A 25,590-nucleotide genomic window follows, 5' to 3' on the forward strand; every position below is an offset into this window, starting at 1 on the left:
CTCACCCGCCGCCGCGCGCCCACCCGGCTGCCTCCCGCTGCACGTGTCCCTCGAGTTCGAGCAGCGGAAGCGCGGCCCGCACCCGCTCCGGGAGCAGCCCCGACGCCACCGACAGTTGCTGCACCGACACCGCACCCACCGCGGGCAGAGCTTCGTACACGGCCGCCATGTCGCCCGAGAGCCCGTCGAGCGCTCGCGCCCACCGCCCGTCACCGTCGTCGGCCACACCCATCGGGCCGACCTCCTCGACCACCTCGCGTGCGGTGCCCACCAGTCGCGCCTCCTGTTCCCGGATCATCCGATGACAGCCCTGCGACGCCGCCGACGTCACGGGCCCCGGAACCGCCAGTACCGGCCGTCCCAGCCGTCTCCCCCACGCCGCCGTGTTCCGCGCCCCGCTGCGCCAGCCCGCCTCCACCACCAGCACGCCCCCGCCCAGCGCCGCGACCAGTCGGTTGCGGGCCAGGAACCGGAACCGCGCCGGCAGCGTGCCGGGCGGATACTCGCTGACCACCGCCCCCTGCTCGGCGATCTGCCGCAACAACCCGGTGTGCGCTGCCGGATAGGCGCGGTCCACTCCGCACGCGAGCACCGCCATCGTCGCGCCACCGACCCCCAGGGCCGCCCGGTGCGCCGCCGCGTCGATCCCGAAGGCCGCCCCCGACAGCACCGCCCACCCGTCGGTCGCCAGGTCCCCGGCGATCTCCGCGGTCACGTTCTCGCCGTAGCCACTGGCCGCACGCGTGCCGACGACGGCAACGGACCGCTCCACCAGCTCGTCGATCCGCCGTCGCCCCAGCGCCCACAACGCCGGCGGCGCGGCATCGGCGTCCGCGCCGTCGAGACCGTCGAACGCGAGCAACTGCCACGCCGGCCACTCGTCGTCGTCGGGTGTGACCAGACGGCCGCCCAGCCGCTCCACCAGCTCGAGGTCCCTCGCCGCGGAGTCGAGATGGGCACGGGCGGCGGTACGCCTGCGGAGGGGACCGCCGATCGAACCGTCGCGCACCGCTGCCGCGACCACCTCCGGGCCGGCCTCCGCGATCGCGGCGTTCAGCATGCGCGACGCCCCCTGCGCCACGACCGACAGGTAGGCCCACGCCAGCCGGCGCGGATCCGTCGCGCTCACACCGTCCCCCGATCCCGGAAATCCAGAGCCGTCGCCACCTGCACTTCTCCCGGGGCGTCGAGCCCCGCGAGATCTGCCAGCGTCCACGCGACTCGCAACGCACGATCCGCGCCGCGCGCGGTGATCGCCCCCTTCCGCAGCGCCCACTCCACGGGCCCCAGCGCCGCGCGCGGCAGGCGGAACTTCTGCCGCAGCGCGGGACCCGGGACCTCGGCGTTGGTGCTCCATCCGTGCGCGTTCCAGCGGGCTGCCGCGGCGGCCCGGGCCCGGGCCACCCGGGCGCGAACATCCTCGGTGCTCTCCCCCGCCTCCCCCATGAGCGCGCCGGTCGCTACCGTCTCCATCCGAACCCGCAGGTCCACCCGGTCGAGCAGCGGGCCCGACAACCTTCCCAGGTAGCGGCGGCGCGCGGCGGGCGGGCACACGCAGTCGGCGTCGCGAGGCGGCGCACACGGGCACGGATTGGCGGCGAGAATCAGCTGGAAGCGCGCCGGATAGCGCGCGACGCCGTCGCGGCGGGCGATGCGCACCTCACCGTCCTCGAGCGGGGTCCTCAACGCCTCGAGCGCCTTGGTGCCCATCTCGGCGACCTCGTCCAGGAAGAGGACGCCCCGGTGGGCACGGCTGACCGCACCAGGCTTGGCCGTGCCGCTGCCCCCGCCGACGAGCGAGCTGACCGACGCGGTGTGGTGGGGAGCGATGAACGGCGGGTCGGTGACGAGCGGCTGATCCGCCGACAGCGTTCCGGCGACGGAGTGGATCGCGGTCACCTCGAGCGCCTGTTCCTCCGTCAACGCCGGCAACACCCCGGGAAGCCGCTGGGCGAGCATCGTCTTCCCGATGCCGGGCGGGCCGGTGAGCATCAGATGATGCGCACCGGCGGCCGCGATCTCGATGGCCCGTCGTGCCTCGTGCTGACCGACCACCTCGCTCATGTCCGCCCGTCCCGGCCGCTCCCCCGGTGGACGGGGACCGGGTCGCTCGAGCGGTCCGTCGCCGCGCAGCCACAGCACCACCTCGGTGAGAGTGCCCGCCCCGTAGATGTCGATGCCGTCGACCAGGCCGGCCTCGGGCATCGTCGCGGCCGGCACCACCACCCGCTCCCACCCGGCACGCTTGGCGGAGAGCACCGCCGGAAGGACTCCCCGCACCGACCGGACCCGGCCGTCGAGCGCCAGCTCCCCGAGCAGAATCGTCCGCGCAACCGACTCCGGTGGAATCGACTTGGCGGCGTTGAGCACGGCGCACGCGAGGGCGAGGTCGTAGACGCTGCCCACCTTCGGCAGCGTCGCCGGCGACAGGGCCAGCACCACCCGCGAATCCGGCCATTCGCCACCGGAATTCGTCACCGCCGCCCGGACTCGGTCCCGGGACTCCTGGAGCGCGGTGTCGGGCAGACCGACCATCTTCACTCCCGGCAGTCCGCGGCCGATGTCGGCCTCGATCTCCACGACCTGTCCGTCCACCCCCGTGACCGCCACCGAGTAGGCCTTCCCCAGCGCCATCAGAGCACCTGCCGGCGATGGGTGATCACGGGTGCGCCCCGGGACGGGAGCAGCACCGTGACCACATCGACCCGGATGCGCCGCCATCGTCGCTCGTGGCTGGAAAGCCACAGCGCGGCCAGCCGCCGGATGCGGTCCGCCTTCGCCGCGGTCACCGCCTCGGCCGGCGTGCCGTACCCGAGGCCGGTGCGGGTCTTGACCTCCACGAACACCACGGTGTCGCCGTCCTCGGCGATCAGATCGAGTTCGCCGTACCGGCTACGCCAGTTGCGCGCGAGCACCACCAAGCCCGCCGACTCGAGAAACTCGGCGGCCAGGTCCTCCCCCAGCGCCCCCACCTGCTGATTACGTCCCATCCCCGTCCCTCCCTGTGTGGCAACCACTGTGCGGCACAGGAGGGACGCCCGCGGCCCCCGCCGGTCCGGATCACGGAATCTGTGGATGAACTCGCCGGGTGTGGACAACTCCTGCCGACGGGGCGAGGCCGGGGAACGGCCCGTGGCCGAATGTCACACCGCTTCGATCGAATCGACTGAATGTGACATTCGGCCACGAAGGCGCGGATGGGGTGAGCCGGCTATCCCAGCTTGTCGGGCAGGCGCAGGTCCGGCTTGTCGAGCTCTTCGATGTTGACGTCCTTGAAGGTGATGACCCGGACGTGCTTGACGAAGCGGGCCGGACGGTACATGTCCCACACCCACGCGTCGGACATGCGCACTTCGAAGTACACCTCGCCGCCGGAATTGTGCGGGAGCAGCTCGACCGCGTTGGCGAGATAGAACCGTCGCTCGGTCTCCACGACGTACGCGAACTGACCGACGATGTCCCGGTACTCCCGGTACAGCGAGAGCTCCATCTCGGTTTCGTACTTCTCGAGATCCTCGGCACTCATCGGTCTCGGTGTCCTCCCGTTCTGGTGTGTCGATCCATCATCCCGCATCCGCCTCGTCGGAGCCGAATCGGCCGTGGCCGGAGTCGTCGCCGAGGAGGGCGGCGACGTTGGCGTATCGCAGGCGATGCTCCCGGCTGGGGCCGAGATCGCGCAGCGCCGCCATGTGCGCGGCGGTGCTGTAACCCTTGTGGACGGCGAAGCCGTAGCCGGGCAGCTCGCTGTCCAGGTCGACCATGATCCGGTCCCGGGTGACCTTGGCGAGCACGCTCGCCGCCGCGATGCAGGCCGCCGCGGCGTCCCCGCCGATGACCGGCAGCGACGGCGCCGGCAGGCCCGGGACCCGGAACCCGTCGGTGAGAACGTACCCGGGCGCGACGGACAGCCGCATCACCGCACGGCGCATGCCCTCGATGTTGGCCACGTGCACACCGATGGCGTCGATCTCGGCGGCCGGCACGATCACCACGCTCCACGCCACCGCGCGGCGTCGGATGATCGGGAACAGCTCCTCCCGGGCCTTCTCGGTGAGCTTCTTGGAGTCGTCGAGACGCGCGAGCGTCGGATGTGGTCGGGGATCGAGGATGCACGCGGCGACGACGAGCGGCCCGGCGCAGGCGCCGCGGCCTGCCTCGTCGACCCCCGCGACCGGCCCGAGCCCGCACCGCACGAGCGTCGACTCCATGGTGCGCAGGCCCGCGGACCTGCGGATCACAGCGCGCGGCGGCCACGGGGTCACGGTTGCTGGATCTCCGGGGAATCGATGGTGCCCCACCGCGAGGGCGGCAGGACGATGAACCGGGCCTTGCCGATGACGTTGTCGACCGGGATGGTGCCCTGGTTCTCGTCGGCGACGTGGTAGCGCGAGTCCGCGGAGTTGGAGCGGTTGTCCCCCATGACCCAGATGTGGCCGTCCGGCACGGAGACCGGACCGAAGCAGCGGCCCGAGCGCACCTCGGTCTCGCAGGTGACCACGCCGGGGGTGAACGGGAAGTCCATCTCGATGTACGGCTCGTCGAGGGGGCGGCCGTCGACGAGGACGCGGCCCTGGTCGTCGCAGCATTCGACGGTCTGCCCGCCGACGGCGATCACGCGCTTGACGAGGTCGTTCTCGTCGGGTGGGACGAGGCCGACGAGGGAACCCACCTCCTGCACGCCGCGGATCACGACGTTGTCGGAGCGGGTGGAGACGTATCCGGTGGACCAGGAGTCGGGGCCGCGGAAGACCACGACGTCGCCGGGCCGGGGATCGCCGAAGCGGTAGCCGATCTTCTCGACGACGATCCGGTCGCCGGTGCAGCCGGGGCAGCCGTGCAGGGTGGGCTCCATCGACTCCGAGGGAATGAGGTACACCCGCGCGACGAAGGTCTGGAGCAGGAAGCTCAGCACGAGCGCGACGAGGATCAGGACGGGCAGTTCCCGCAGGAACGACTTCTCCTTCTTGTCCTGTTTCCGATCGCGTCCAGGCGTGTCGTCGGTGCTGTGCTGCTGCATCTCCGGCACGGCCGGGTCTCGCGAGGAATCTGCCACCGAATCAGAGTAGCCCGGCCCGGAACGGATCCGGACCGGGCTACTCGGGGCCTGACGGTCAGCGCGTGACGATCAGCGCTTTTCCTTGATCTTGGCGGCCTTGCCGCGCAGCTCGCGCAGGTAGTACAGCTTGGCGCGGCGCACGTCACCACGGGTGACGACCTCGATCTTGGCGAGGTTGGGGCTGTGCACCGGGAAGGTCCGCTCGACGCCGACACCGAACGAGACCTTGCGCACGGTGAAGGTCTCGCGGATGCCACCGTTCTGGCGACGGATCACGACGCCCTTGAAGACCTGCACGCGCTCCTTGGAGCCCTCGATGACCTTGACGTGCACGTTCAGGGTGTCGCCGGCACGGAAGTCCGGAATGTCGTCGCGCAGGGACTTGGCGTCCAGGAAGTCCAGGGTGTTCATCGGTTGTCATCCTCGCTTGTTCGCATGAGCAGAGGAACCGAGCGGCATCCACCGGAAGGCGGTGCTCGACTGGTTCGTGCCCAGGTCAGGTATGCGTGCCCGAGCCGGGCAACCCGTCAATTGTGCCAGACGGTGCCGGGGTGGCGGAAATCGGCGGGGGTGCGGCGTGCACGGTGCGGGCCAGTTCGGCTTCGGCGGCGACGCGGGAGTGCTGGACGGCTCCCTGCACGGTGTCCATCGTCGGCTTGCCTGCCACGAGGTCCTGCACGAAGATCTTCGCCCGGATCACCGGGCGTCGGTAGCGCCGCTCGCGTTCGATCGCGCGGCGCATCTTGCGGGTCTTGCCGGTGTAGCGCCAGCGGGCCCAGGGTGCGCCGGGCCGCGACAGGCGCACCGCCCCGACCAGCAGCAGGGGGAAGACGAACAGACCGACCAGGCCCGTCCAGATCTTGCCCTTGGCCAGCACGACCGCCGCGAGGGCCAGATTTCCGACAGCGGAGAGGGCGATCAGGGTGCGGGTCACCCATGACGGGTCCTCCCGGAAGTTGGTGATGTCGGCGAATTCGAGGGGCTGCAGGCCGAGCAGCACCAGGCCGGTGACGGCGATCGCGACGAAGACCGCATCGACCGAGACGCGTCCCTCCTGCTCCCAGTACACGTCGTTGAGGTAGAAGATCAGGGCGAACTCGTCGAGCACGAGCGCGGTCCCGATGCCGAAGAGCGTGGCCAGGGCCGCCCCGGTGGTCTGCGTGCCGTCCTCGTAGACGGCGATGAGGGATCCGCCCGCGATCACCATGGTGACGACGCCGAACACCACGTGGTGCACGTGGTGGCCGCCGGGGGTGACGTTGCCGGGCCACCAGCGCACCTGGGCGCGGATCATGCGGACGCTGAACCGGATGAACAGGAACGCGAGGAGAAATCCGAGCAGGAAGAACAGCAGTGGCAGGCGCCCGCGGTCGATGATCTCGCGTTGCAGCCACTCGGTCACGGCCGTCACGGCGCGATCGCCCTCGGGACTTCGTCGGCGGGGCGGGGCGGGTCCTTCGGCGCGCGGCCGGTCGTCACCGTGGGCTGCATGCTCCCGAGGATGTCAGGAACCGGGCCGCGCCGGTAGTCGGCGCGGCCCGGCGGCGTCTACTTGCCGAATCCGGCGCGCCGCAACGCGTCCGCCATCGAGCCGGCGGCCGGCGGGGCGTCCTGGCGACGGTCCCCGCGGTGACCACCCTGCCCCTGCCCGCCCTGACGCTTGCCCTGCTGCCGGCCACCCGGCCGGCGTCCGCCCCGGTCCTGCGGACCGCGCGAGTCGCCGCCGCCGGACGGGGCGCCAGCGGGGATCTCGTCGTCGAGGCGCAGCGTCAGGCCGATCCGCTGCCGCGGCACGTCCACATCGAGCACCTTGACCTTGACCACCTCGCCGGACTTGACGACGTCGCGCGGGTCCTTGACGAAGCTGCGGGACATCGCGGACACGTGCACGAGACCGTCCTGGTGCACCCCGACGTCGACGAACGCCCCGAACGCCGCGACGTTGGTGACGACGCCCTCGAGCACCATGCCGGGTTTCAGGTCGGCGACCTTCTCAACGCCGGCGGCGAACGTCGCGGTCTTGAACTCCGGGCGCGGGTCGCGGCCCGGCTTCTCGAGTTCGGCGATGATGTCGGTGACCGTGGGCAGACCGAAGCGGTCGTCGACGAAGTCCTCCGCGCGCAGGCGCCGCAGCACTGCGGTGTTGCCGACCAGCTCGCGCACGCCGCCGCCCGCGGTGTCGACGATGCGCCGCACGACCGGGTACGCCTCGGGGTGCACGCTCGACGCGTCGAGCGGATCGTCGCCGTTCGGGATGCGCAGGAAGCCGGCACACTGCTCGAACGCCTTCGGGCCGAGGCGCGGCACCGCGGTGAGGTCCTTGCGGGTGCGGAACGGCCCGTTCCCGTCGCGGTGGGCGACGATGCTCTCGGCGAGGGACGACGTGATGCCCGACACCCGGGCCAGGAGCGGCACCGACGCGGTGTTGACGTCCACACCGACGGCGTTGACCGCGTCCTCGACGACCGTGCCGAGGGAGCGGGCGAGCAGCGTCTCGGACACGTCGTGCTGGTACTGGCCGACGCCGATCGACTTGGGATCGATCTTGACGAGTTCGGCGAGCGGGTCCTGCAGGCGCCGGGCGATGGACACGGCACCGCGGATCGACACGTCGAGGTCCGGCAGTTCCTTCGAGGCGTACGCCGACGCCGAGTATACGGACGCGCCGGCCTCGGACACCACGATCTTGGTCAGGTTCGTGGCGCCGGACTTCGCGATCAGTTCGGTGGCGAGGGCATCCGTCTCGCGGGAGGCGGTGCCGTTCCCGATCGCGATCAGTTCCACACCGTGCTGCGCGACGAGCCGCGCCAGGGTGGCCAGGGCCTGGTCCCGCTTGTTGTGCGGCTGGTGCGGATAGATCGTGTCGTGCGCGACGACCTTGCCGGTGGCGTCGACGACGGCGACCTTGGTGCCGGTGCGGAAACCGGGGTCGAGTCCCATCGTCGGCCGGGTGCCGGCGGGGGCGGCGAGCAGCAGGTCGCGCAGGTTCGCGGCGAACACGTCCACGGCGTCCTTCTCGGCGGACTGCCGCAGCCGCATGCGGATGTCGAGGGCGAGGGAGACGAGCAGTTTGGTGCGCCACGCCCAGCGGACGGTGTCGAGGAGCCACTTGTCGGCGGCCCGGCCCTCGTCGGCGATGCCGAAGCGGGTGGCGATGCGGCCTTCGTAGTAGGTGCGCTGCCCGGGCTCGGGTTCCTCGGAGTCCGGTTCGAGCGACAGGCTCAGCACCTCCTCCTTCTCGCCGCGCAGCGCCGCCAGGATGCGATGCGAGGGCAGGTCGGGGAAGGGCTCGGAGAACTCGAAGTAGTCGGCGAACTTGGCACCCTCGGTTTCCTTGCCGGGACGCACGGTGGACTTCAGCTGGCCGCGGGTCCACATCGCCTCGCGCAGCTCGCCGACGAGGTCGGCGTCCTCGGCGAAGCGTTCGACGAGGATGGCGCGGGCGCCGTCGAGCTGTTCGGCGCTGTACTGCGCGGGGTCGGTGGTGGGGTCGCCGAGGAGGGCGTCGGCGACGGGCTCGTGACCGGCCTCCCGCGCGATCTGCGCCTTGGTGCGGCGCTTCGGCTTGAACGGCAGGTAGATGTCCTCGAGCCGGGCCTTGGTGTCGGCGAGCAGGATCTGCGTGCGCAGCTCGTCGTCCAGCTTGCCCTGGGATTCGACGGACTCGAGCACCGCCGTGCGGCGCTCGTCGAGTTCACGCAGGTATCGCAGGCGTTCTTCGAGCTGCCGGAGCTGGGCGTCGTCGAGCCCGCCGGTGACCTCCTTGCGGTAACGGGCGATGAACGGCACCGTCGCGCCGCCGTCGAGCAGGTCGACCGCCGCGGCGACCTGACCTTCCCGGACGGCGAGTTCCTCGGCGATGCGCTGATTCACGGTCTTGAGAGCGGTCGTCACAGCGGTCGACCCTACCGCTATCCTTCCTCCGCCCTCGGTGACGCGGAGGGGCGTGCGCGTCTCCTCGACGGTGGGACGAGTTCGTCGGACAATCGACAACAGGAGGGTGGATATGTCCCGGGTGCGCGGCGGACGCTGGGCGATGCTGGCGCTGTCGTTGCTGACCGCAGCGACGGTGGGGGCGTGCGGCCCGGAGCCGGTCGGGTCGCCGGTCGCCCTGCCGTCCGCCGGCGTCGAGTCCCCCGGTCCGCTCGAACCACTCGGTTCGCTGCCCGATCGGATGACGGCCGCGGCGGCGACCGCGGCCGGGCGCGGCGCCGACGTCACGATCGCCGCGCTCGACCGGCGGACCGGGCTCCGGGTCGTCGGCGGCGTCGACACACCCGTCGAGACCGCGTCGGTGGCCAAGCTGTTCATCGCCGACGACCTGCTGTACCGGGCGGCGACGGGCGAGTTGCCGCTCGGCGGCAGCGACTACGACCGGATCACCGCGATGCTCGAGTCGTCGGACGATTCGGCGGCGAACGACCTGTGGTTCCGGCACGGCGACTCGGAGATCGTCGAGCGTACCGCCGCGCGGCACGCGCTCACCGGCACCGTCGCGCCGGCGGACGGGCTGTGGTGGAACACCGTCACCACCGCGTCGGACCTGCTCACCTGGTACGCGGATCTGCTCGACGGCACGGGCGGGCTCGACGAGTGGGGCCGGGCGACGATCCTGGGGCACCTGCGTGCCGCCGGCCCCGTCGGCGCCGACGGGTACGACCAGCGATTCGGGTTGCCGGACGGGCTGAGCGACACCACCGGGCTCGGCGTCAAGCAGGGTTGGATGTGCTGCCTGGACGGGCGCTGGATCCATCTGTCCACGGGGTTCGTCGGGGACGACGAGCGGTACGTGCTGGTAGTGCTCTCCCGCGAACTCGTGCACTACGACGCGGACGACGACCGGTGGACCGATCTGCCGGACACGGCGCTGTTCGATGCGACCGGGGATGCGAGCGCGCAGCACGCGCGGGAGACGGTGACCGAGGTGGTCCGCACGGTGTTCGGCAGCGCCGGGACGCACTGAGCGTGGGTCAGTCGGCGAGCAGGTCGGGTCGGCGTTCGCGGGTGCGCTCGAGCGCCTGTTCCCGCCGCCACGCGGCCACCTTGGCGTGGTCCCCGGACAGCAGTACCGGCGGCACGTCGAGGCCGCGCCAGCTGACGGGGCGGGTGTAGCTGGGGCCCTCGAGCAGCCCGTCGGAGAACGAGTCCTCCTGGTGGGACTGCTGATTGCCGAGGACGCCGGGCAGCAGCCGCACGACGGCCTCGGTCATGACGAGGACGGCGACCTCGCCGCCGATGAGCACGTAGTCGCCGATGCTGACCTCTTCGACGCGTACCCGGCGCGCGGCGTCGTCGAAGACGCGCTGGTCGATGCCTTCGTAGCGGCCGCAGGCGAATACGATGCGCTTCTCGCCGGCCCAGCGTTGCGCGGTGGCCTGGTCGAACGGCACACCGGCCGGGGTGGGGACGACGAGCAGCACGTCGGGGTCGGGTTCGCCGTCGGGCCCGGCGAGCACGTCGTCGAGGGCGGGCCCCCACACCGTGGGTTTCATGACCATGCCCGGTCCCCCGCCGTACGGGGCGTCGTCGACGGCCTTGTGCACGTCGTGGGTCCAGTCCCGCAGGTTGTGGATCCCCACGGAGACGAGCCCCTTGTCGATCGCCTTGCCGAGCAGCGCGACGCGCAGCGGCTCGAGGTATTCGGGGAAGATGGTGACGACGTCGAAACGCACGGGAGGCTATGTCTCCGAACCGAAGTCGGGGTCGAGCAGACCCTCGGGCGGATCGATCTCGACGACACCGGCCGCGAGCGAGACCGTCGGCACGATCGCGGTGACGAACGGAATCAGCAGTTCGCGCTGTTCGTCGCCGGCCGGCCGGACGGAGAGCAGTTCGCCGGCGGCGGTGTGCAGCACCTCGCGAACGGTGCCGATCTCGGTGCCGGCGTCGGGCCGGCCCCCGACGATACGTACGGACAGTCCCTCGAGTTCGTGGTCGTAGAATTCGTCCGGGTCGTCGGACGGCGGCAGATCGGCGCTGTCGACGACGAACAGGGTGCCGCGCAGGGCGTCGGCGGCGCTGCGATCGGTGACGCCCCGCACGCGCAGCAGAAGCCGCCCGGAGTGTTCCCGGGCGGCTTCCACCGTGTACGTCTGCAGGGTCTGCTCGCGGGGCTTGCGGCCGTGCAGCACCGCGCCGACGGCGAAGCGCTCCTCGGGTTCGTCGGTGCGAATCTCGACGACCACCTCACCCTTGATGCCGTGCGACTTGGCGACACGGCCCACCACGAGCTCCACCGCGGCGCGCCTACTGGTCGGTGTCGACGACGTCGACGCGGATCCCTCGGCCACCGATGCCGGAGACGAGGGTCCGCAGGGCGGTCGCGGTGCGGCCACCGCGACCGATGACCTTGCCGAGATCGTCGGGGTGCACGTGCACCTCGACGGTGCGCCCCCGACGGCCCGTGATCAGCTCGACGCGCACGTCGTCGGGGTTGGCGACGATTCCACGGACGAGATGCTCGACGGCATCGGCGACAACGGCGCTCATTACTCGGCAGCCTCGGTGGACTCGGAGGACTCCTCCGCGGCGTCTTCCTTGGCGGCCTTCTTCTTCTTGGGCGTGATGGCCTCGGCAGCCGGCGCGTTCTCGGCCTGCGCGAGGGCAGCCTGGAACAGCTCGAGCTTGGACGGCTTGGGCTCGGCCTTGCGCAGGGTGCCCTCGGTGCCGGGCAGGCCCTTGAACTTCTGCCAGTCGCCGGTGATCTTGAGGAGGTTCTCGACCGGCTCGGTCGGCTGTGCACCGACGCCGAGCCAGTACTGGGCCCGCTCCGAGTCGATCTCGATCAGCGAGGGCTCTTCCTTCGGGTGGTACTTGCCGATGGTCTCGATGGCGCGGCCGTTGCGGCGGGTGCGCGAGTCGGCAACCACGATGCGGTACTGCGGGTTGCGGATCTTGCCGAGACGGGTGAGCTTGATCTTGACAGCCACTGCTGCGAATCTCCTTCGGCGCATGCGAAATACGCCTGTCACGTGCAATTCGGACGACGCGCCCTTCTGGCACGCCCGGTTTTGCCTCTATCCTGTGACCGCCGCGCGGTGCGTAACCGGATGCGACGACAGCGGTCCATTCTGCCAGATCCACCCGGCGGGACGAAAACGACAGGTCAGAGCAGCAGCAGCAGACCCAACGCGGGCAGGGTGTTGTTGAGCGAGTGCGCCACCCAGGACGAGAACACCGACCGGCCGCGCAGCCGCGCGAACCCCATCGCCGCGCCGCCCCACAGCAGCACCGGCAGCCGCCACCATTCCTGATGCCACACGGCGAACACGACGGTGGTGATCGTCAGGACGCCGATCGGGCGTCCCCACCACCGGTCGGGCCGGCGTTCGAGCGCCCCCCCACAGCATGCCGCGGAACATCAGTTCCTCGCCGAGGGGGGCGCCGAACCACACCCAGGCCACGAGCAGCAGTTTCCACCCCGTGGGCAACCCGACCAGCGCGGTGAGCGGGGAATCGGCGGCGTCGATTCCCAGGGCGACGACGAGGATCGCCGCCAGGATCAACGCGCCGAGCAGCGCGATCCCCCCGCCGAGCAGACCGACCCCGAGCTGGTCGCGGAACTCCGCCCACGACCGCGGCAGACCGAAGTCGGCGACGGGCCCGCAGCCCCGCCACACGCTGAACGCGAGGGCCGCCGCCCCGGCGAGCAGGGTGGGGGCCATGATGGCGAGCACGTACGTCTCGGCGACGAAGCCCTCCCCGGCCAGGATCGGTCCCAACGTGAATCCGACGAGGTTGACGGCCAGCACCGCCAGCGCGGCGGGGATACCCCACCGGTGTGCGGGCCGGGACGGTGCGGGCAGCGCGGGAGCCGCAGCGGTCCCCGGGTCGGGCGGTTCGGGGGCGGTCATGTGCGGGCGGCGCGGCGGGTGACGACGGCACCCCGGAGCATCACCAGATCGGGCCGGGCCAGCACGTCCGGGCCGCTGCGCGGGTCGTCCGCGTACACCGTGAGGTCGGCCGGCGTGCCCGGTTCGAGGCTCGGGTGTCCCAGCCAGGTGCGGGCCGCCCAGCTGGCGGCGGCGAGCGCCTCGGTCGGGGTCAGCCCCGCCTTCCCGAGGGCGGCGACCTCGTCGGCGATGCGCCCGTGCCGCACCGAGCCGCCGGCGTCGGTGCCGGCATAGATCGGGATTCCGGCGTCGTGGGCAGCGCCGACGGTGTCCGCGACGCGGGCGTGCAGGTCCCGCATGTGCGCCGCATAGACCGGGAACCGGGCGGCCGAGTCGGCGATCTCCGGGAAATTGTCGATGTTGACCAGCGTCGGCACGAGGGCCGTGCCCTGCGCGGCCATCGCGGCGATGGTGTCGTCGGTCAGGCCCGTGCCGTGTTCGAGGCAGTCGATCCCGGCGGCGAGCAGGCCGGGCAGCGCGTCCTCCCCGAACACGTGCGCGGTCACCCGCGCTCCCTCCCGGTGGGCCGCGGCGATGGCCTCGACGAGGATCGCGTCCGACCACAGCGGGGCGAGATCGCCGGTGCCGCGGTCGATCCAGTCGCCGATGAGCTTGACCCAGCCGTCGCCGGCACGGGCCTGGCGCACCACTTCATCCGGCAGCTGGGATTCGTCGTCGAGGTCGACGGGCAGGCCGCGGATGTAGCGCTTGGGCGCGGCGATGTGCCGTCCCGCGCGCACGATCCGCGGCAGGTCGGCCCGCGCGTCGAGGTGCCGGGTGTCGACCGGGGATCCCGCGTCGCGCAGTAGCAGTACCCCGGCGTCGCGTTCGGTGACGGCCTGCGCGATCAGCCCGTCCGCGTCCTCCGCGCCGCCACCGAAGCGGATCCCGACGTGGCAGTGGGCGTCGACGAGACCGGGCAGGATCCAGCCGTCGGCGGTGAGCAGTTCGGCCCCGGGGATCGGCTCGGCGGCGAACGTGCCGTCGTCGTCGATCCACAGCTCGATCGGTTCGCCGTCCGGCAGGGACCGTCCGCGCAGGGTGAACGCCACGGCGGTCTACTTCTTCGGCAACTTCAGCTGCGAGAGGTCGAAGTTCTCGAGACCGGGCGGCAGCTCGTCGAGGCCCTTCGGCATCTTCGACAGGTCCGGGAACCCGGCGGGCATCCCACCCATGCCGGGCATGCCGGCGGGCATGCCGCCGGGGAACCCGCCCTTGATCTTCGGCGGGGTCGGCCCGCGGCCGCCCTTCTTGCCCTTCTTGCCCTTCTTCGCGCGCTGCGGCTTGCGGGATCCGGGCATGCCCATGCGCCCGGCCATCGCGGCCATCATCTTGCGGGCTTCGAAGAACCGGTCGACGAGCTGGTTGACGTCGGAGACCTTGACGCCGGAGCCGTTGGCGATCCGCAGCCGCCGGGAGGCGTTGATGATCTTCGGGTTGGCGCGTTCCGCCGGTGTCATGCCGCGGATGATCGCCTGGATGCGGTCGAGCTGCTTCTCGTCGACGTTCGCGAGGGCGTCCTTCATCTGGCCCGCACCCGGCAGCATGCCGAGCAGGTTCGCGATCGGCCCCATCTTCCGCACGGCCATCATCTGGTCGAGGAAGTCCTCGAGGGTGAGCTCACCGGAACCGATCTTCGCGGCGGTGGCCTCGGCCTGCTGGGCGTCGAAGACCTGCTCGGCCTGCTCGATGAGGGTGAGCACGTCGCCCATGCCGAGGATGCGGCTGGCCATGCGCTCGGGGTGGAAGACGTCGAAGTCCTCGAGCTTCTCACCGGTGGACGCGAACAGGATCGGCTGGCCGGTCAGCTCACGGACGCTGAGGGCGGCACCGCCGCGGGCGTCGCCGTCGAGCTTGGTGAGCACCACGCCGGTGAAGCCGACACCGGCGCGGAACGCCTCGGCGGTGCTCACGGCGTCCTGGCCGATCATGGCATCGAGCACGAACAGCGTCTCGTCGGGCTGCACGGCGTCGCGGATGCCGGCGGCCTGGGCCATCAGCTCCTCGTCGATGCCGAGACGGCCGGCGGTGTCGACGACGACGACGTCGTAGTGCTTGGCGCGGGCCTCTGCGATGCCGTCGCGGGCGACGTTCACCGGGTCGGCGGCGGTGATGCCGAGCGGGTTCTCGCCTCCGCCGATCGAGGTGCCGGGGTGCGGGGCGAACACGGTCGCGCCGGCGCGCTCACCGACGATCTGCAGCTGGGTGACCGCACCGGGTCGCTGCAGGTCACAGGCGACGAGCAGCGGGGTGTGTCCCTGGTCCTTGAGCCACTTGGCGAGCTTGCCGGCGAGGGTGGTCTTACCGGAACCCTGCAGACCGGCGAGCATGATCACCGTGGGCGGGGTCTTGGCGAACTGCAGCCGGCGGGTCTCACCGCCGAGGATCCCGACGAGTTCCTCGTTGACGATCTTGACGACCTGCTGGGCGGGGTTGAGCGCGCCGTGCACCTCGGCGCCCTTGGCACGTTCCTTGATCTTGGCGATGAACGAGCGCACCACGGGAAGCGCGACGTCGGCCTCGAGCAGCGCCAGGCGGATCTCCCGGGCGGTCGCGTCGATGTCGGCGTCGGAGAGGCGCCCCTTGCCGCGCAGGTCCTTGAGGGCTCCGGTCAACCTGTCGGAAAGGGATTCGAACACCGAATGCGCTCCTGGGTCTGGCGAAGATGCGGACAGTTCTGCGTTCCAGGGTAGCCGTTCGCGGCACGAGTTCTCGCACGTGCACGAGCGCCCACCCCACGCTCAGCCGTTGTCCTCGGGTTTCTTCGGTTCCGGCGCGGGCACCACGGCCAGCACGGCCCGCTCGATCCGCTCCCGGTTCTCCCGGGTGTCGGAGCCTGCGAGGTCGATGCAGAACGCGTCCACGACGGTGCGTCCGAGAGTGGCGACCCGGGCCCAGCGCACGTCGGCACCGCACCGTTCGAACGCGTCCGCGAGCCGGCACAGCATGCCCAGCCGGTCCTCGGCGCGCAGTTCGAGAATCGCCTGCCCCTGCTCCGGGGCGTCGATCCAGATCAGGTGCGGAGGCGCCTGCGCGTAGGTGCCCGGCACGGCCCGCTCCGGTCGTTCGGGCAGCTGCGCCTCGCGGGCGGCCTGCTCCTTCGCGGCGAGTGTGGCGAGCAGGTCCAGGTCCCCGGAGCGGGCCCGGACGAGTTCCTGCCGCAGTAGGCCCGCCGCCGGCGGGGCCCCGAACAGCGGGGCGACGGCGAAACTGTTGACCGCGCTGCCGGCGTGGCTGCCCACCGAGGCGGACAGCACGCGCAGGCCGTACAGTGCCAGCACTCCGGCAGCGTCGGACAGCAGGCCCGGCTCGTCGGGCGCGACAACCGTCACGGTGTAGGCGTGCGGGTTCTCCCCGGGTTGCAGGTCGACGTGGATGCCGCCCTGTTCCGCCCGCCCGGCGAGCTGGGGGTCGATCGGATCGGGGTGCGGCAGCTCCTCCCCCGCCATCATCAGCCGGCAGCGCCGGACCAGTTCCCGGATGAGCGCCGCCTTCCAGTCGCCCCACACTCCCGGGCCCGTCGCGAGCGAGTCCGCCTCGGCGAGTGCGTGCAGCAGTTCGAGCAGCACCGGGTCGCCGTCGATGGCCTCGACGACGGACTCCACCGTGGCGGGATCGTCGAGATCGCGCCGGGTCGCGGTGTGCGGAAGCAGCAGATGGTGGCGGACCATCGCGGACAGCACGGCGACGTCGGAGGGCCACAGGCCCATCCGGCGTCCGATCCGGGTGGCGAGCTCGGCTCCGACGACGCTGTGGTCGCCGCCGCGGCCCTTGCCGATGTCGTGCAGCAACGCCCCGAGCACCAGCAGATCGGGGCGCGCGACGCGGGTGGTCAGGCCTCCTGCCTGCACGGCGGTCTCCACCAGGTGCCGGTCCACCGTCCAGATGTGCACGGCATCGCGCGGGGGCAGATCCCGCACGGCGCCCCACTCGGGCAGCAGGCGGCCCCACAGTCCCGTCCGGTCGAGGGCCTCGATGGGGTCGATCGCGCGGGTCCCCGAACCGAGCAGCACGAGGAGGTCGTTCAGTGCGGTGCGCGGCCACGGTTCGCGCAGTTCCGGTGCGTTGTCGGCCAGCCGGCCGAGAGTCGACGCGGAAATGGGCAGGTCGTGCTGCGCCGCGGCCGCCGCGACCCGCGTGATCAGACCGGGGTCCTTGCGGGGGTTCGCGTCACGGGCCAGCGTCACCTCCCCGCCGTGCTCCACGACACCCTCGTCGAGGGGACGGCGGACGGGGACGCGCCGCAACCGGGACAGTCCCTTGCGGGGCAGCGCGTTCCCGGCCGTGCGTACGCCGACCTCCACCGAGTAGCTCACGGTCCGCGCGGCCTCGGTGAGCACCCGGGCCAGGTCGAATCGGTCGCCGATGCGCAGGGCGGCGCCGATCTCGTCCGCGTCCTGGGCACGGAGCTGGTCGCGGGGACGACCGGCGACGCGGTGCAGCTCGGTGCGCACATCGAGCAGGCGGCGGTGCGCGGCCGCGAGCCCGCCGCCGGGAACGTCGGGGCCGAGGCCCGGCATGCCGTCGGTGAGCTGCGCGACGGACAGGGCGTTGAGCAGCTGCACGTCCCGCAGCCCGCCGCGGCCGCTCTTGAGATCGGGTTCGGCCCGGTGCGCGATCTGCCCGCTGCGCTCCCATCGGGCCTCGGTCAGTGCGATGAGCTCGTCGAACCGGCTGCGGATGCCGGTGCGCCACTGCCGCCGCACACCCCCGATCAGCAGGTTGCTCAGTTCGGGGTCGCCGGCGATGTGGCGGGCTTCGAGCATGCCGAGCGCGGCGGTCAGGTCGGATGCCGCTACCTGCAGAGCCTGCGGAACGGTCCGGACGCTGTGGTCGAGCTTGATGTGGGCGTCCCACAGGGGGTACCAGAGCCGGTCGGCGACGCGGGACACGACCGCTGGGTCCATGTCGTCGTGGAGCAGGACGAGGTCGAGATCGGAGTAGGGCAGCATCTCGCGACGGCCGAGGCCGCCGACGGCGACGACGGCGAAGCCGCAGTCGGGTGCGATGCCGAGTTCGGCGCCCTTGGTGACGAGCCAGAACTCGTGGAGGTCGACGAGGGCGTGGCGCAGGGCCGGGGCGTCGAGTCGGCGGTGGCGGGCACCACCGGAGAGCAGCTGGGTTCGGGCTCGGGCGAGGTCGGTGGCGGCGGTGCCGGTTCCGGCCGGTCCCGCAGACACCGGCGGCCCCGATCCCGCTGCGGAGGCAGCGGGACCAGGGCCGCGAGTTCCGGACCCGTTGGGGTCAGAGTGCATCGGCACCTCGTTCACCGGTGCGCACCCGGACCACGGTCTCGACCGGGGTGACCCATACCTTGCCGTCGCCGATCTTGCCGGTGCGGGATGCCTCGACGATGGTCTCGACCACCTTGTCGACGGTGGCGTCGTCGACGACGACCTCGACGCGGACCTTGGGAACGAAGTCGACGGAGTACTCCGCTCCACGGTAGACCTCGGTGTGGCCCTTCTGGCGACCGTATCCCTGCACCTCGCTGACGGTCATGCCGAGCACACCCGCCTGCTCGAGGCCTGCCTTGACGTCCTCGAGGGTGAACGGCTTGACAATTGCCGTGATCAGCTTCATATCCTCATCCCTTCCCAGTCTCCAGTGCCCTGCTGTCTTCTTATCACTTGAGGGCGGCCGCGAAGTCGTATGCCGACTCCGCATGCTCGGCCTCGTCGATGCCGCGTGCCTCTTCCTCCTCCGACACCCGCCAGCCGAGCGGCTTGAGCGCGAAGGCGACGATCGCGGTGACGATGCCGGTGTAGACCAGGGCGAATACTGCGATGACGATCTGGATCACGAGCTGCTTGTAGTCGCCGCCGTAGAACAGTCCCGTCTCGGTGCCGAGGAAACCGATCGCGACGGTGCCCCACAGGCCCGCGACGAGGTGCACGCCGACGACGTCGAGGGAGTCGTCGTACCCGAACCTGTACTTCAGGCCGACCGCCAGGGCGGACAGGACGCCCGCGACCGCGCCGAGCACGATGGAGCCCACCGGGCTGAGCGCACCGGCCGCCGGAGTGATGGCGACCAGGCCGGCGACGGCACCCGAGGCGGCACCGAGGCTGGTGCCCTTGCCGTCGCGGATCCGTTCGGCGAGGAGCCAGCCGAGGATCGCGGCGGCGGTGGCCGTGGTGGTGTTGACCCAGGCCAGGCCGGCCACGCCGTCGGCGGCGAACGCGGAGCCGGCGTTGAACCCGAACCACCCGAACCACAGCAGCGCGGCGCCGAGCATGACGAACGGCAGGTTGTGCGGACGGAAGGCCGTGCGGCCGAACCCGGCGCGCTTGCCGATGATCAGCACCAGGACGAGCGCGGCGATGCCGGCGTTGATGTGCACGACCGTGCCACCGGCGAAGTCGATGGGCGCGACGGTCGCGACGAGCCCGCCCTCACCGTCGTCGGAGGTGCCGAAGATCTTGGCGGCGAGGCCGTCCTCGGAGCCGGAGAGCAGGCCGCCACCCCACACCATGTGGGCGAGGGGGAAGTACGCGACGGTGACCCAGACGGCGGCGAAGGTCAGCCAGGTGCCGAACTTCACGCGTTCGGCGAGGGCACCGCTGATCAGGGCGGTGGTGACGACCGCGAAGGTCACCTGGAAGGCGATGTCGATGATCTGCGGATAGTCGCCGAGACCGGGCAGGAACTCACCGGCGTCGTCGTAGATGGCGCCCTGCAGACCGAACATCTGGAACGGGTTGGCGAAGATGCCCCCGATGTCCTCGGTGCCGTAGGACATCGACCAGCCCCACAGCACGTAGATCACCGCGATGACCGCCATCGCCCCGAAGGACATCATCATCATGTTCAGGACGGCCTTCGTGCGCGACATGCCACCGTAGAAGAACGCCAGACCGGGCGTCATCAACAGCACCAGGGACGCCGATATCAGCATCCATGCCGCGTCGCCGGTGTTCACCACTTCCTCCACTTGCAACCTCCCTGTTGGCCGCGCCGGTCAGCGCGTCGTCGAGAGAAGAATGCTGTGGTGATGTTTCGGTGGGAGCGCCGCGCTGTTTCAGCGCAGTGAACGCAAATCGGACATGTGTTTCGTTCGTGTTTCGCCGCGAACCCGGCCGCCGTGGACCGTCCTCCGCGTCTCCCCGACGGTGGTCGCGGGAGGCGACGGCGGCGGGTCGGCGGGACTCGGGCCGGACGGATCCGGCGGGACCGGGTGGCCAGCGCGGCGAGCTCCCGCAGGAGCCTCTCGTCGCTGCTTCCCCGTCGCCACCCGCTCCCGCGGGATCCGTCCGGCACCTGTTTCTACCGAACCCGAGTGGCAGATGGGAACCGAGTGACGATTTGTTATCTTTCCGTGACAAAAACCGGCCACCCGGTCGGAGGCCGGGTGGCCGGGGTCGGTCGCGAGGCGGCGGGGTGCCGGGGCGTCAGCCCAGCAGGGCGTCGACGAATGCCCCCGGCTCGAACGGCGCGAGATCGTCCGCGCCCTCCCCGAGTCCGACGAGCTTCACCGGGACCCCGAGTTCGTGCTGGACCTGGAACACGATTCCGCCCTTGGCGGTGCCGTCGAGCTTGGTCAACACCACGCCGGTGATGTCGACGACCTCGGCGAACACGCGCGCCTGCATCAGGCCGTTCTGCCCGATCGTCGCGTCGAGCACCAACAGCACCTCGTCGACCGCGGCCTTCTTCTCCACGACCCTCTTGACCTTGCCGAGCTCGTCCATCAGACCGGTCTTGGTGTGCAGGCGGCCGGCGGTGTCGACGAGCACGGCGTCCACGCCCTGCTCGGTACCCCGGGCGACGGCGTCGAAGGCGATCGCGGCCGGGTCGGCCCCCTCCTTGCCGCGCACGACCTCGGCCCCGACCCGCTCGGCCCACGTCTGCAACTGGTCGGCGGCCGCCGCCCGGAAGGTGTCGGCGGCGCCCAGCAGGACGCGGCGGCCGTCGGCGACGAGGACCCGGGCGAGCTTGCCGGTGGTGGTGGTCTTCCCGGTGCCGTTGACCCCGACGACCAGCAGCACCGCCGGGTGATCCTGGTGCGGCAGGGCCCGGATCGACCGGTCCAGCTCCGGGTGCAGCGCCTCGACCAGCACGTCCCGCAGGACGGCCCGGGCCTCGGCCTCGGTGCGCACGCTGCGGGCGGCCATCTGCACGCGCAGCCGCTCGACGATCTGCGTCGTGGTCGCGGCGCCGAGGTCGGCGATCAGCAGGGTGTCCTCGATCTCCTCCCACGAGTCCTCGTCGAGGTCGCCACCGCCGAGCAGACCGAGCAGGCTCTTGCCCACGGCCGACTGCGACCGCGCGAGCCGGCCACGCAGCCGGTCCAGCCGGCCCTCGGTCGGGGCGATCTCCTCGATCGGCGGCACCTGCGGGACCGGCGCAACCTCGGGCTCGACGGCCGGTGGCGCGATGACCTCGGGTTCGGCGGCGGGAGCCGGCGGGGCTTCCTCCACCGGCGGGGCCTCCTCCACCGGCGGGGCCTCCTCCACCGGCGGGGCCTCCTCCACCGGCGCGGCTTCCTCCACCGGTGCGGTCTCCTCGACCGGCGGGACGACCTCGGACGGTGCCGGCGCCGTCTGCGGCTCGACGCCGGGGACGGGCTCGACCCGGGGTGCCGGTTCGACGGTGGGGGCGGCGCCGGCTTCCGGAGCCTGCTCGGGTTCGACCGTCGGTGCCGGAGCCTCCGAGACCTCCGCCGGCAGTGGCACGACCTTCGGTTCCGGGAGCACCGTGGATTCCGGAGCGACCGGCGGTTTGGGGGACGCCGGCGGTTCCGGGATCACCGGAGGTGTGGGGGCCGGCCGCTCGACCGGCTGCGGTGGCGCCGTCGCGGTCGCACCCTGACTGAAGCTGAATCCGCCCGCAGCCTTGTAGCCGCCGGATCGGTCCTTCTGCTCGGTGCTTTCGAGCTGCGGTGTCTGCTGCGCTGTCAGCGACACCTGCCGCCTCCGGTACAGCGTCAAGCCGACGACGAGCGCGACGAGGAGGACGGCAAGCGCCGCCGCGATGGCTATCCAGGCTCCGGTACTCACGCCCCCATACTGTCAGGCGCGGCGGCGGCGTTCAGCTCTGGGCGAGAAAGATCCTGACCGCGCATCCGCTGGGAGATGACACGGGTGATGCCGTCACCGCGCATGCTGACTCCGTACAGGGCGTCGGCGATCTCCATCGTCGGCTTCTGGTGGGTGATGACGATGAGCTGGGACTTTTCCCGCAGCTGCTCGAACAACCCGATCAGCCGGCGCAGGTTCGTGTCGTCGAGGGCGGCCTCCACCTCGTCCATCACGTAGAACGGCGACGGCCGGGCCCGGAAGATCGCCACGAGCATCGCCACCGCGGTCAGCGACTTCTCGCCTCCGGAGAGCAGCGACAGCCGCTTGACCTTCTTGCCCGGCGGCCGGGCCTCGACCTCGATGCCGGTGGTGAGCATGTCCGACGGATCCGTCAGCACGAGGCGGCCCTCGCCGCCGGGGAAGAGCTTGGCGAACACCTGCTCGAACTCGCGCTCGACGTCCGCATAGGCCTCGGTGAACACCTGCAGGATGCGGGCGTCGACGTCGGCGACCACGCCGAGCAGGTCCTTGCGGGCGTTCTTGACGTCCTCGAGCTGCGTGGCGAGAAAGTTGTACCGCTCCTCGAGGGCGGCGAACTCCTCGAGCGCCAACGGGTTGACCTTTCCCAGGGTCGCCAGGTCCTTCTCCGCGCGCTTGGCGCGCCGCTCCTGGGTGGCACGGTCGTACGGCTGCGGCTGCGGCGCGACGACCTGCTCGCCGCGCTCGCGCGCCTGCTCGAACTCGGCGATCTCGAGTTCGCTGGGCGGCAGCGGCACGTCGGGGCCGTACTCGGCGACCAGGTCGTCGGGTGCTATGGCGAACTGCTCGACGACGGCCTGCTCGAGCTGCTCGATCCGCAGCGCCGCCTGCGCGCGGGCGACCTCGTCCCGGTGTACCGCGTCGGTGAGCTGGGCGCGCTGCGCGCCGAGGTCGCGTACCCGTTCCTTGACCCGGTCGAGTTGTTCGGCGCGCTCGGCGCGCTGACGGGTCAGCTCGTCGCGGTGGGCCGATGCGGCGGCGATCACCTCGTCCAGGTGGGCGGCGACCCGGGCTCCGGACTCGGCCACGGCCGCGGCGACGGTCGCGGCCTGCCTGCGGGCCCGCTGCGCCCGCTCGGCGCGGGCCCGCGCCTCCCGTTCGGCCTGGGCGGCACGGCGCAGCGAGTCCGCCTTGCCGCGCAGCGCCTGGGCGCGTTCCTCCGCGGTGCGGGCCGCAAGCCTCGCCTCCATCTCCACCGCCCGGACCTCGGCGAGGGCGGCCGCGGCGACCTCCCGGTCGAGGGCCGTCGCGTCCGTGCCGGGGTCGGCGCCGTCGTCGCCCTGCTCCTGCTCGGCCAGCCGCAGCCGCTCCTCGAGCTCGACGACCTCCCGGCGGGCCGTGTCCCGTTCCGTCTCGGCGCGGGTGCGCTGCGCGGCGAGCCGCTCGGACTCGGCGTGGGCGGCGCGCGCGGCCTGCCCGAGCCGGCCCAGTTGCTCGTACACCGCGGACATCGCGGCGTCGGATTCGTTGAGGGCCGCGAGGGTCTGTTCGGCCACCTCGGCACGTGCCGCCTGCTCGGCCAGGGCCCCGGCGAGGGCCGCCGAGAGTTCCTCGGAGCGCCGCACCGCGCGGTCGAGGTCGGTGCGGGACGCGTCGATCGCGGCCTGCACCTCGAGCGTGCTCGGCGCGCGCCCGGAGCCGCCGACGACCCAGCCGGAGCCCGCGAGATCACCGCTGCGGGTCACGGCCCGCAGGTCGGGACGCACGTGGCACAGTTCGATCGCGGAGGGCAGGTCGTCCACGACGACGGTGCGCGCGAGCAACGCGTCGAGTCCGCCGCGCAGTTCCGGCGGGCAGTCGATCACGCCCCGCACCCAGCGTGCCCCGGCCGGCAGGCTCGCCGGCTCGGACGGTGCGGTGGTGCCGCCGGCGACGAACGCGACCCGGCCCTGGTCGGCGTCCACCAGCGCGGCGACGGCCGCGGCGGCCGCCGGGACGGAGTCCGCGGCGAGCGCATCGGCGGCCGGGCCCATCGCCGCTGCGACGGCGACCTCGTATCCGGCCTCGACGCGGACGCGTTCCGCGAGCGGCCCCGCCAGTCCGAGATCGGGACGGTGCTCGAGGAGCCAGGCGGCGCCGTCCTTGCGTTCGAGGCCCATCGACAGCGCCTCGATGCGCGCCCCGAGGGAGGCGACCTCCTTGCCCGCCGCGCGCTCGGCGTCCTGCAGTTCCTGCACGCGCGCGTCGGCGAGCCGCAGGGCCTCGAGGGCGCGTTCGTGCTGGGCGTCGGCGTCGATCTCGCCGGCGTCGAGGTCGTCGATGCGGGCCTGGGCCGTCTCGAACTCGGCCTGGGCGGCGACACCCCGCAGCCGGGCCTCCTCGATGGCGACGGTCAGCCGGGTGACCTCCGCGTCGATGGACTCGGCGCGCGTGCGCACGGTCTCGACCTGTCCGGCCAGGCGCGCGAGTCCCTCCCGCCGGTCGGCGACGGCCCGCACCGCGGCCAGGTGCGCCCGCTCGGCGGCCGCGGCGGCCTCCTCCTGGGCGGCGAGTTGCTCCTTCGCGGCTTCGAGGGTGCCGTGGGCGATCTCGACCGCCTCGAGCAGGTCGGCCTCCTCTTCGGCGATCCGGTCGGCGCGGGCCTCCATCTCGTCCGGGTCCTGGCCGTCGCGGGCCGCCGGGGCGGTGTCGAGGTGGCGGGCGCGTTCCTGGGCGATGCGCACGGTGGCACCGAGGCGTTCGGCGAGCGCGGACAGGCGGAACCAGGTCTGCGACGCGGCCTCGGCGCCGGGGGTGAGCCGAGCGACCGCCTCCTCGTGGCGTGCGAGTTCGGCGTTGGCGTCGTCCAGCTCCGCAGCGACGTGGTCGAGTCGTTCGCGCAGGACGCGTTCCTGCTCGTCCTGATCGGCGAATTCGGCGCGCCGGGTGACGAGGTCGTCGGCGGCGAGCCGCAGGCGGGCGTCGCGCAGGTCGGCCTGGATGGTCTGGGCGCGGCGCGCCACCTCGGCCTGACGGCCGAGCGGTTTGAGCTGGCGGCGCAGCTCGGCGGTGAGGTCGGTCAGGCGCGCCAGGTTGGCCTGCATCGCGTCGAGCTTGCGGACCGCCTTCTCCTTGCGCTTGCGGTGTTTGAGGACACCGGCAGCCTCCTCGATGAAGGCACGGCGGTCCTCCGGCCGGGACTCGAGGATGGCGGAGAGGCGGCCCTGACCGACGATGACGTGCATCTCCCGGCCGATGCCGGAGTCGGACAACAGTTCCTGCACGTCCATCAACCGGCACGAGGTCCCGTTGATCTCGTATTCCCCCGCGCCGTCGCGGAACATCCGCCGGGTGATGGACACCTCGGAGTACTCGATGGGCAGCGCGCCGTCGGAGTTGTCGATGGTGAGGGTGACCTCGGCCCGGCCCAGGGGCTGCCGGCCGGCGGTGCCGGCGAAGATGACGTCCTGCATCTTGCCGCCGCGCAGCGCCTTGGCGCCCTGCTCGCCCATCACCCAGGTGAGGGCGTCGACGACGTTGGACTTGCCGGAACCGTTCGGCCCCACGACACACGTGATGCCCGGTTCGAACCGCAGAGTCGTCGCGGACGCGAAAGACTTGAAGCCCTTGAGCGTCAGACCCTTCAAATACATGTGCGAGAACC

22 protein-coding genes are annotated in these 25,590 nt (G+C 71.8%); 1 reads left to right on the forward strand and 21 read right to left on the reverse strand.

What is annotated here, in order from left to right; all coding sequences use genetic code 11:
• Window position 1 precedes the first annotated feature (1 nt).
• From dprA to RR3_RS14090, 9 genes are all read right to left on the reverse strand, one after another.
• Window positions 2-1,129, reverse strand: coding sequence for a DNA-processing protein DprA (gene dprA / locus RR3_RS14050; protein ID WP_010592747.1), 1,128 nt, complete (start codon window positions 1,127-1,129; stop codon window positions 2-4).
• Window positions 1,126-2,634: a YifB family Mg chelatase-like AAA ATPase gene (locus RR3_RS14055; protein ID WP_010592748.1), complete on the reverse strand. Its 1,509-nt coding sequence runs from the start codon at window positions 2,632-2,634 to the stop codon at window positions 1,126-1,128. The genes dprA and RR3_RS14055 overlap by 4 nt, the downstream gene beginning before the upstream one ends.
• Window positions 2,634-2,990 (reverse strand): YraN family protein, encoded by a 357-nt coding sequence (locus RR3_RS14060; RefSeq protein WP_026137711.1) that lies wholly within the window; start codon window positions 2,988-2,990, stop codon window positions 2,634-2,636. The genes RR3_RS14055 and RR3_RS14060 overlap by 1 nt, the downstream gene beginning before the upstream one ends.
• A 221-nt stretch (window positions 2,991-3,211) precedes the next feature.
• Complete coding sequence (locus RR3_RS14065) at window positions 3,212-3,526, reverse strand: DUF2469 domain-containing protein (RefSeq protein ID WP_003939014.1); 315 nt, start codon at window positions 3,524-3,526, stop codon at window positions 3,212-3,214.
• 37 nt (window positions 3,527-3,563) lie between these two features.
• Window positions 3,564-4,262 carry a ribonuclease HII gene (locus RR3_RS14070; RefSeq protein ID WP_017680551.1) on the reverse strand — a complete coding sequence of 233 codons (699 nt, stop codon included), beginning with the start codon at window positions 4,260-4,262 and terminating at the stop codon, window positions 3,564-3,566.
• A complete protein-coding gene (gene lepB, locus RR3_RS14075; protein WP_017680550.1) occupies window positions 4,259-5,017 on the reverse strand; it encodes a signal peptidase I in 759 nt (252 codons plus the stop codon). Before lepB ends, RR3_RS14070 begins: the two co-directional genes overlap by 4 nt.
• 108 nt (window positions 5,018-5,125) lie before the next feature.
• The gene (gene rplS / locus RR3_RS14080; RefSeq protein ID WP_003939017.1) at window positions 5,126-5,467 is read right to left on the reverse strand and encodes a 50S ribosomal protein L19; all 342 of its coding nucleotides are present in this window, start codon (window positions 5,465-5,467) and stop codon (window positions 5,126-5,128) included.
• An 85-nt stretch (window positions 5,468-5,552) separates the two neighbouring features.
• Window positions 5,553-6,458 (reverse strand): hypothetical protein, encoded by a 906-nt coding sequence (locus tag RR3_RS14085; RefSeq protein ID WP_026137709.1) that lies wholly within the window; start codon window positions 6,456-6,458, stop codon window positions 5,553-5,555.
• Window positions 6,459-6,604: 146 nt separating this feature from the next.
• Window positions 6,605-8,950 (reverse strand): Tex family protein, encoded by a 2,346-nt coding sequence (locus RR3_RS14090; protein ID WP_010592753.1) that lies wholly within the window; start codon window positions 8,948-8,950, stop codon window positions 6,605-6,607.
• Between the two features lie 112 nt (window positions 8,951-9,062).
• On the opposite strand from RR3_RS14090, the gene RR3_RS14095 reads away from it, so the two are divergent.
• On the forward strand, window positions 9,063-10,019 hold the full coding sequence (locus RR3_RS14095) for a hypothetical protein (RefSeq protein ID WP_010592754.1): 957 nt from the start codon (window positions 9,063-9,065) through the stop codon (window positions 10,017-10,019).
• Between the two features lie 7 nt (window positions 10,020-10,026).
• Here the strand turns inward: RR3_RS14095 and trmD are convergent, their stop codons facing one another.
• The 12 genes from trmD to smc all read right to left on the reverse strand — a co-directional run bounded on the left by trmD (window position 10,027) and on the right by smc (window position 25,579).
• Complete coding sequence (gene trmD, locus RR3_RS14100; protein ID WP_003939021.1) at window positions 10,027-10,728, reverse strand: tRNA (guanosine(37)-N1)-methyltransferase TrmD; 702 nt, start codon at window positions 10,726-10,728, stop codon at window positions 10,027-10,029.
• A gap of 6 nt (window positions 10,729-10,734) precedes the next feature.
• Window positions 10,735-11,292, reverse strand: a complete 558-nt coding sequence (gene rimM / locus RR3_RS14105; RefSeq protein WP_017680548.1) for a ribosome maturation factor RimM — start codon at window positions 11,290-11,292, stop codon at window positions 10,735-10,737.
• A gap of 10 nt (window positions 11,293-11,302) precedes the next feature.
• On the reverse strand, window positions 11,303-11,545 hold the full coding sequence (locus RR3_RS14110; RefSeq protein WP_003939023.1) for an RNA-binding protein: 243 nt from the start codon (window positions 11,543-11,545) through the stop codon (window positions 11,303-11,305).
• On the reverse strand, window positions 11,545-11,985 hold the full coding sequence (gene rpsP, locus RR3_RS14115) for a 30S ribosomal protein S16 (RefSeq protein WP_017680547.1): 441 nt from the start codon (window positions 11,983-11,985) through the stop codon (window positions 11,545-11,547). The genes RR3_RS14110 and rpsP overlap by 1 nt, the downstream gene beginning before the upstream one ends.
• An 87-nt stretch (window positions 11,986-12,072) precedes the next feature.
• Window positions 12,073-12,909 (reverse strand): hypothetical protein, encoded by an 837-nt coding sequence (locus RR3_RS25355; protein ID WP_428839230.1) that lies wholly within the window; start codon window positions 12,907-12,909, stop codon window positions 12,073-12,075.
• The gene (locus RR3_RS14125; protein ID WP_017680546.1) at window positions 12,906-14,000 is read right to left on the reverse strand and encodes an amidohydrolase family protein; all 1,095 of its coding nucleotides are present in this window, start codon (window positions 13,998-14,000) and stop codon (window positions 12,906-12,908) included. The genes RR3_RS25355 and RR3_RS14125 overlap by 4 nt, the downstream gene beginning before the upstream one ends.
• A gap of 6 nt (window positions 14,001-14,006) precedes the next feature.
• On the reverse strand, window positions 14,007-15,587 hold the full coding sequence (gene ffh / locus RR3_RS14130) for a signal recognition particle protein (protein WP_010592760.1): 1,581 nt from the start codon (window positions 15,585-15,587) through the stop codon (window positions 14,007-14,009).
• Between the two features lie 102 nt (window positions 15,588-15,689).
• A complete protein-coding gene (locus RR3_RS14135) occupies window positions 15,690-18,203 on the reverse strand; it encodes a [protein-PII] uridylyltransferase (RefSeq protein WP_026137708.1) in 2,514 nt (837 codons plus the stop codon).
• Window positions 18,193-18,531 (reverse strand): P-II family nitrogen regulator, encoded by a 339-nt coding sequence (locus tag RR3_RS14140; RefSeq protein WP_010592762.1) that lies wholly within the window; start codon window positions 18,529-18,531, stop codon window positions 18,193-18,195. Before RR3_RS14140 ends, RR3_RS14135 begins: the two co-directional genes overlap by 11 nt.
• A 43-nt stretch (window positions 18,532-18,574) precedes the next feature.
• Window positions 18,575-19,882, reverse strand: a complete 1,308-nt coding sequence (locus RR3_RS14145) for an ammonium transporter (protein WP_010592763.1) — start codon at window positions 19,880-19,882, stop codon at window positions 18,575-18,577.
• A 457-nt stretch (window positions 19,883-20,339) separates the two neighbouring features.
• Entirely contained in the window at window positions 20,340-21,947 is a 1,608-nt protein-coding gene (gene ftsY, locus RR3_RS14150) for a signal recognition particle-docking protein FtsY (protein WP_017680545.1), read from the reverse strand.
• On the reverse strand, window positions 21,944-25,579 hold the full coding sequence (gene smc / locus RR3_RS14155; protein ID WP_017680544.1) for a chromosome segregation protein SMC: 3,636 nt from the start codon (window positions 25,577-25,579) through the stop codon (window positions 21,944-21,946). Before smc ends, ftsY begins: the two co-directional genes overlap by 4 nt.
• Window positions 25,580-25,590: the final 11 nt, after the last annotated feature.

Origin of the sequence: Rhodococcus ruber NBRC 15591, assembly GCF_001894945.1 — a bacterium.
Classification (GTDB): Bacteria; Actinomycetota; Actinomycetes; order Mycobacteriales; family Mycobacteriaceae; genus Rhodococcus; species Rhodococcus ruber.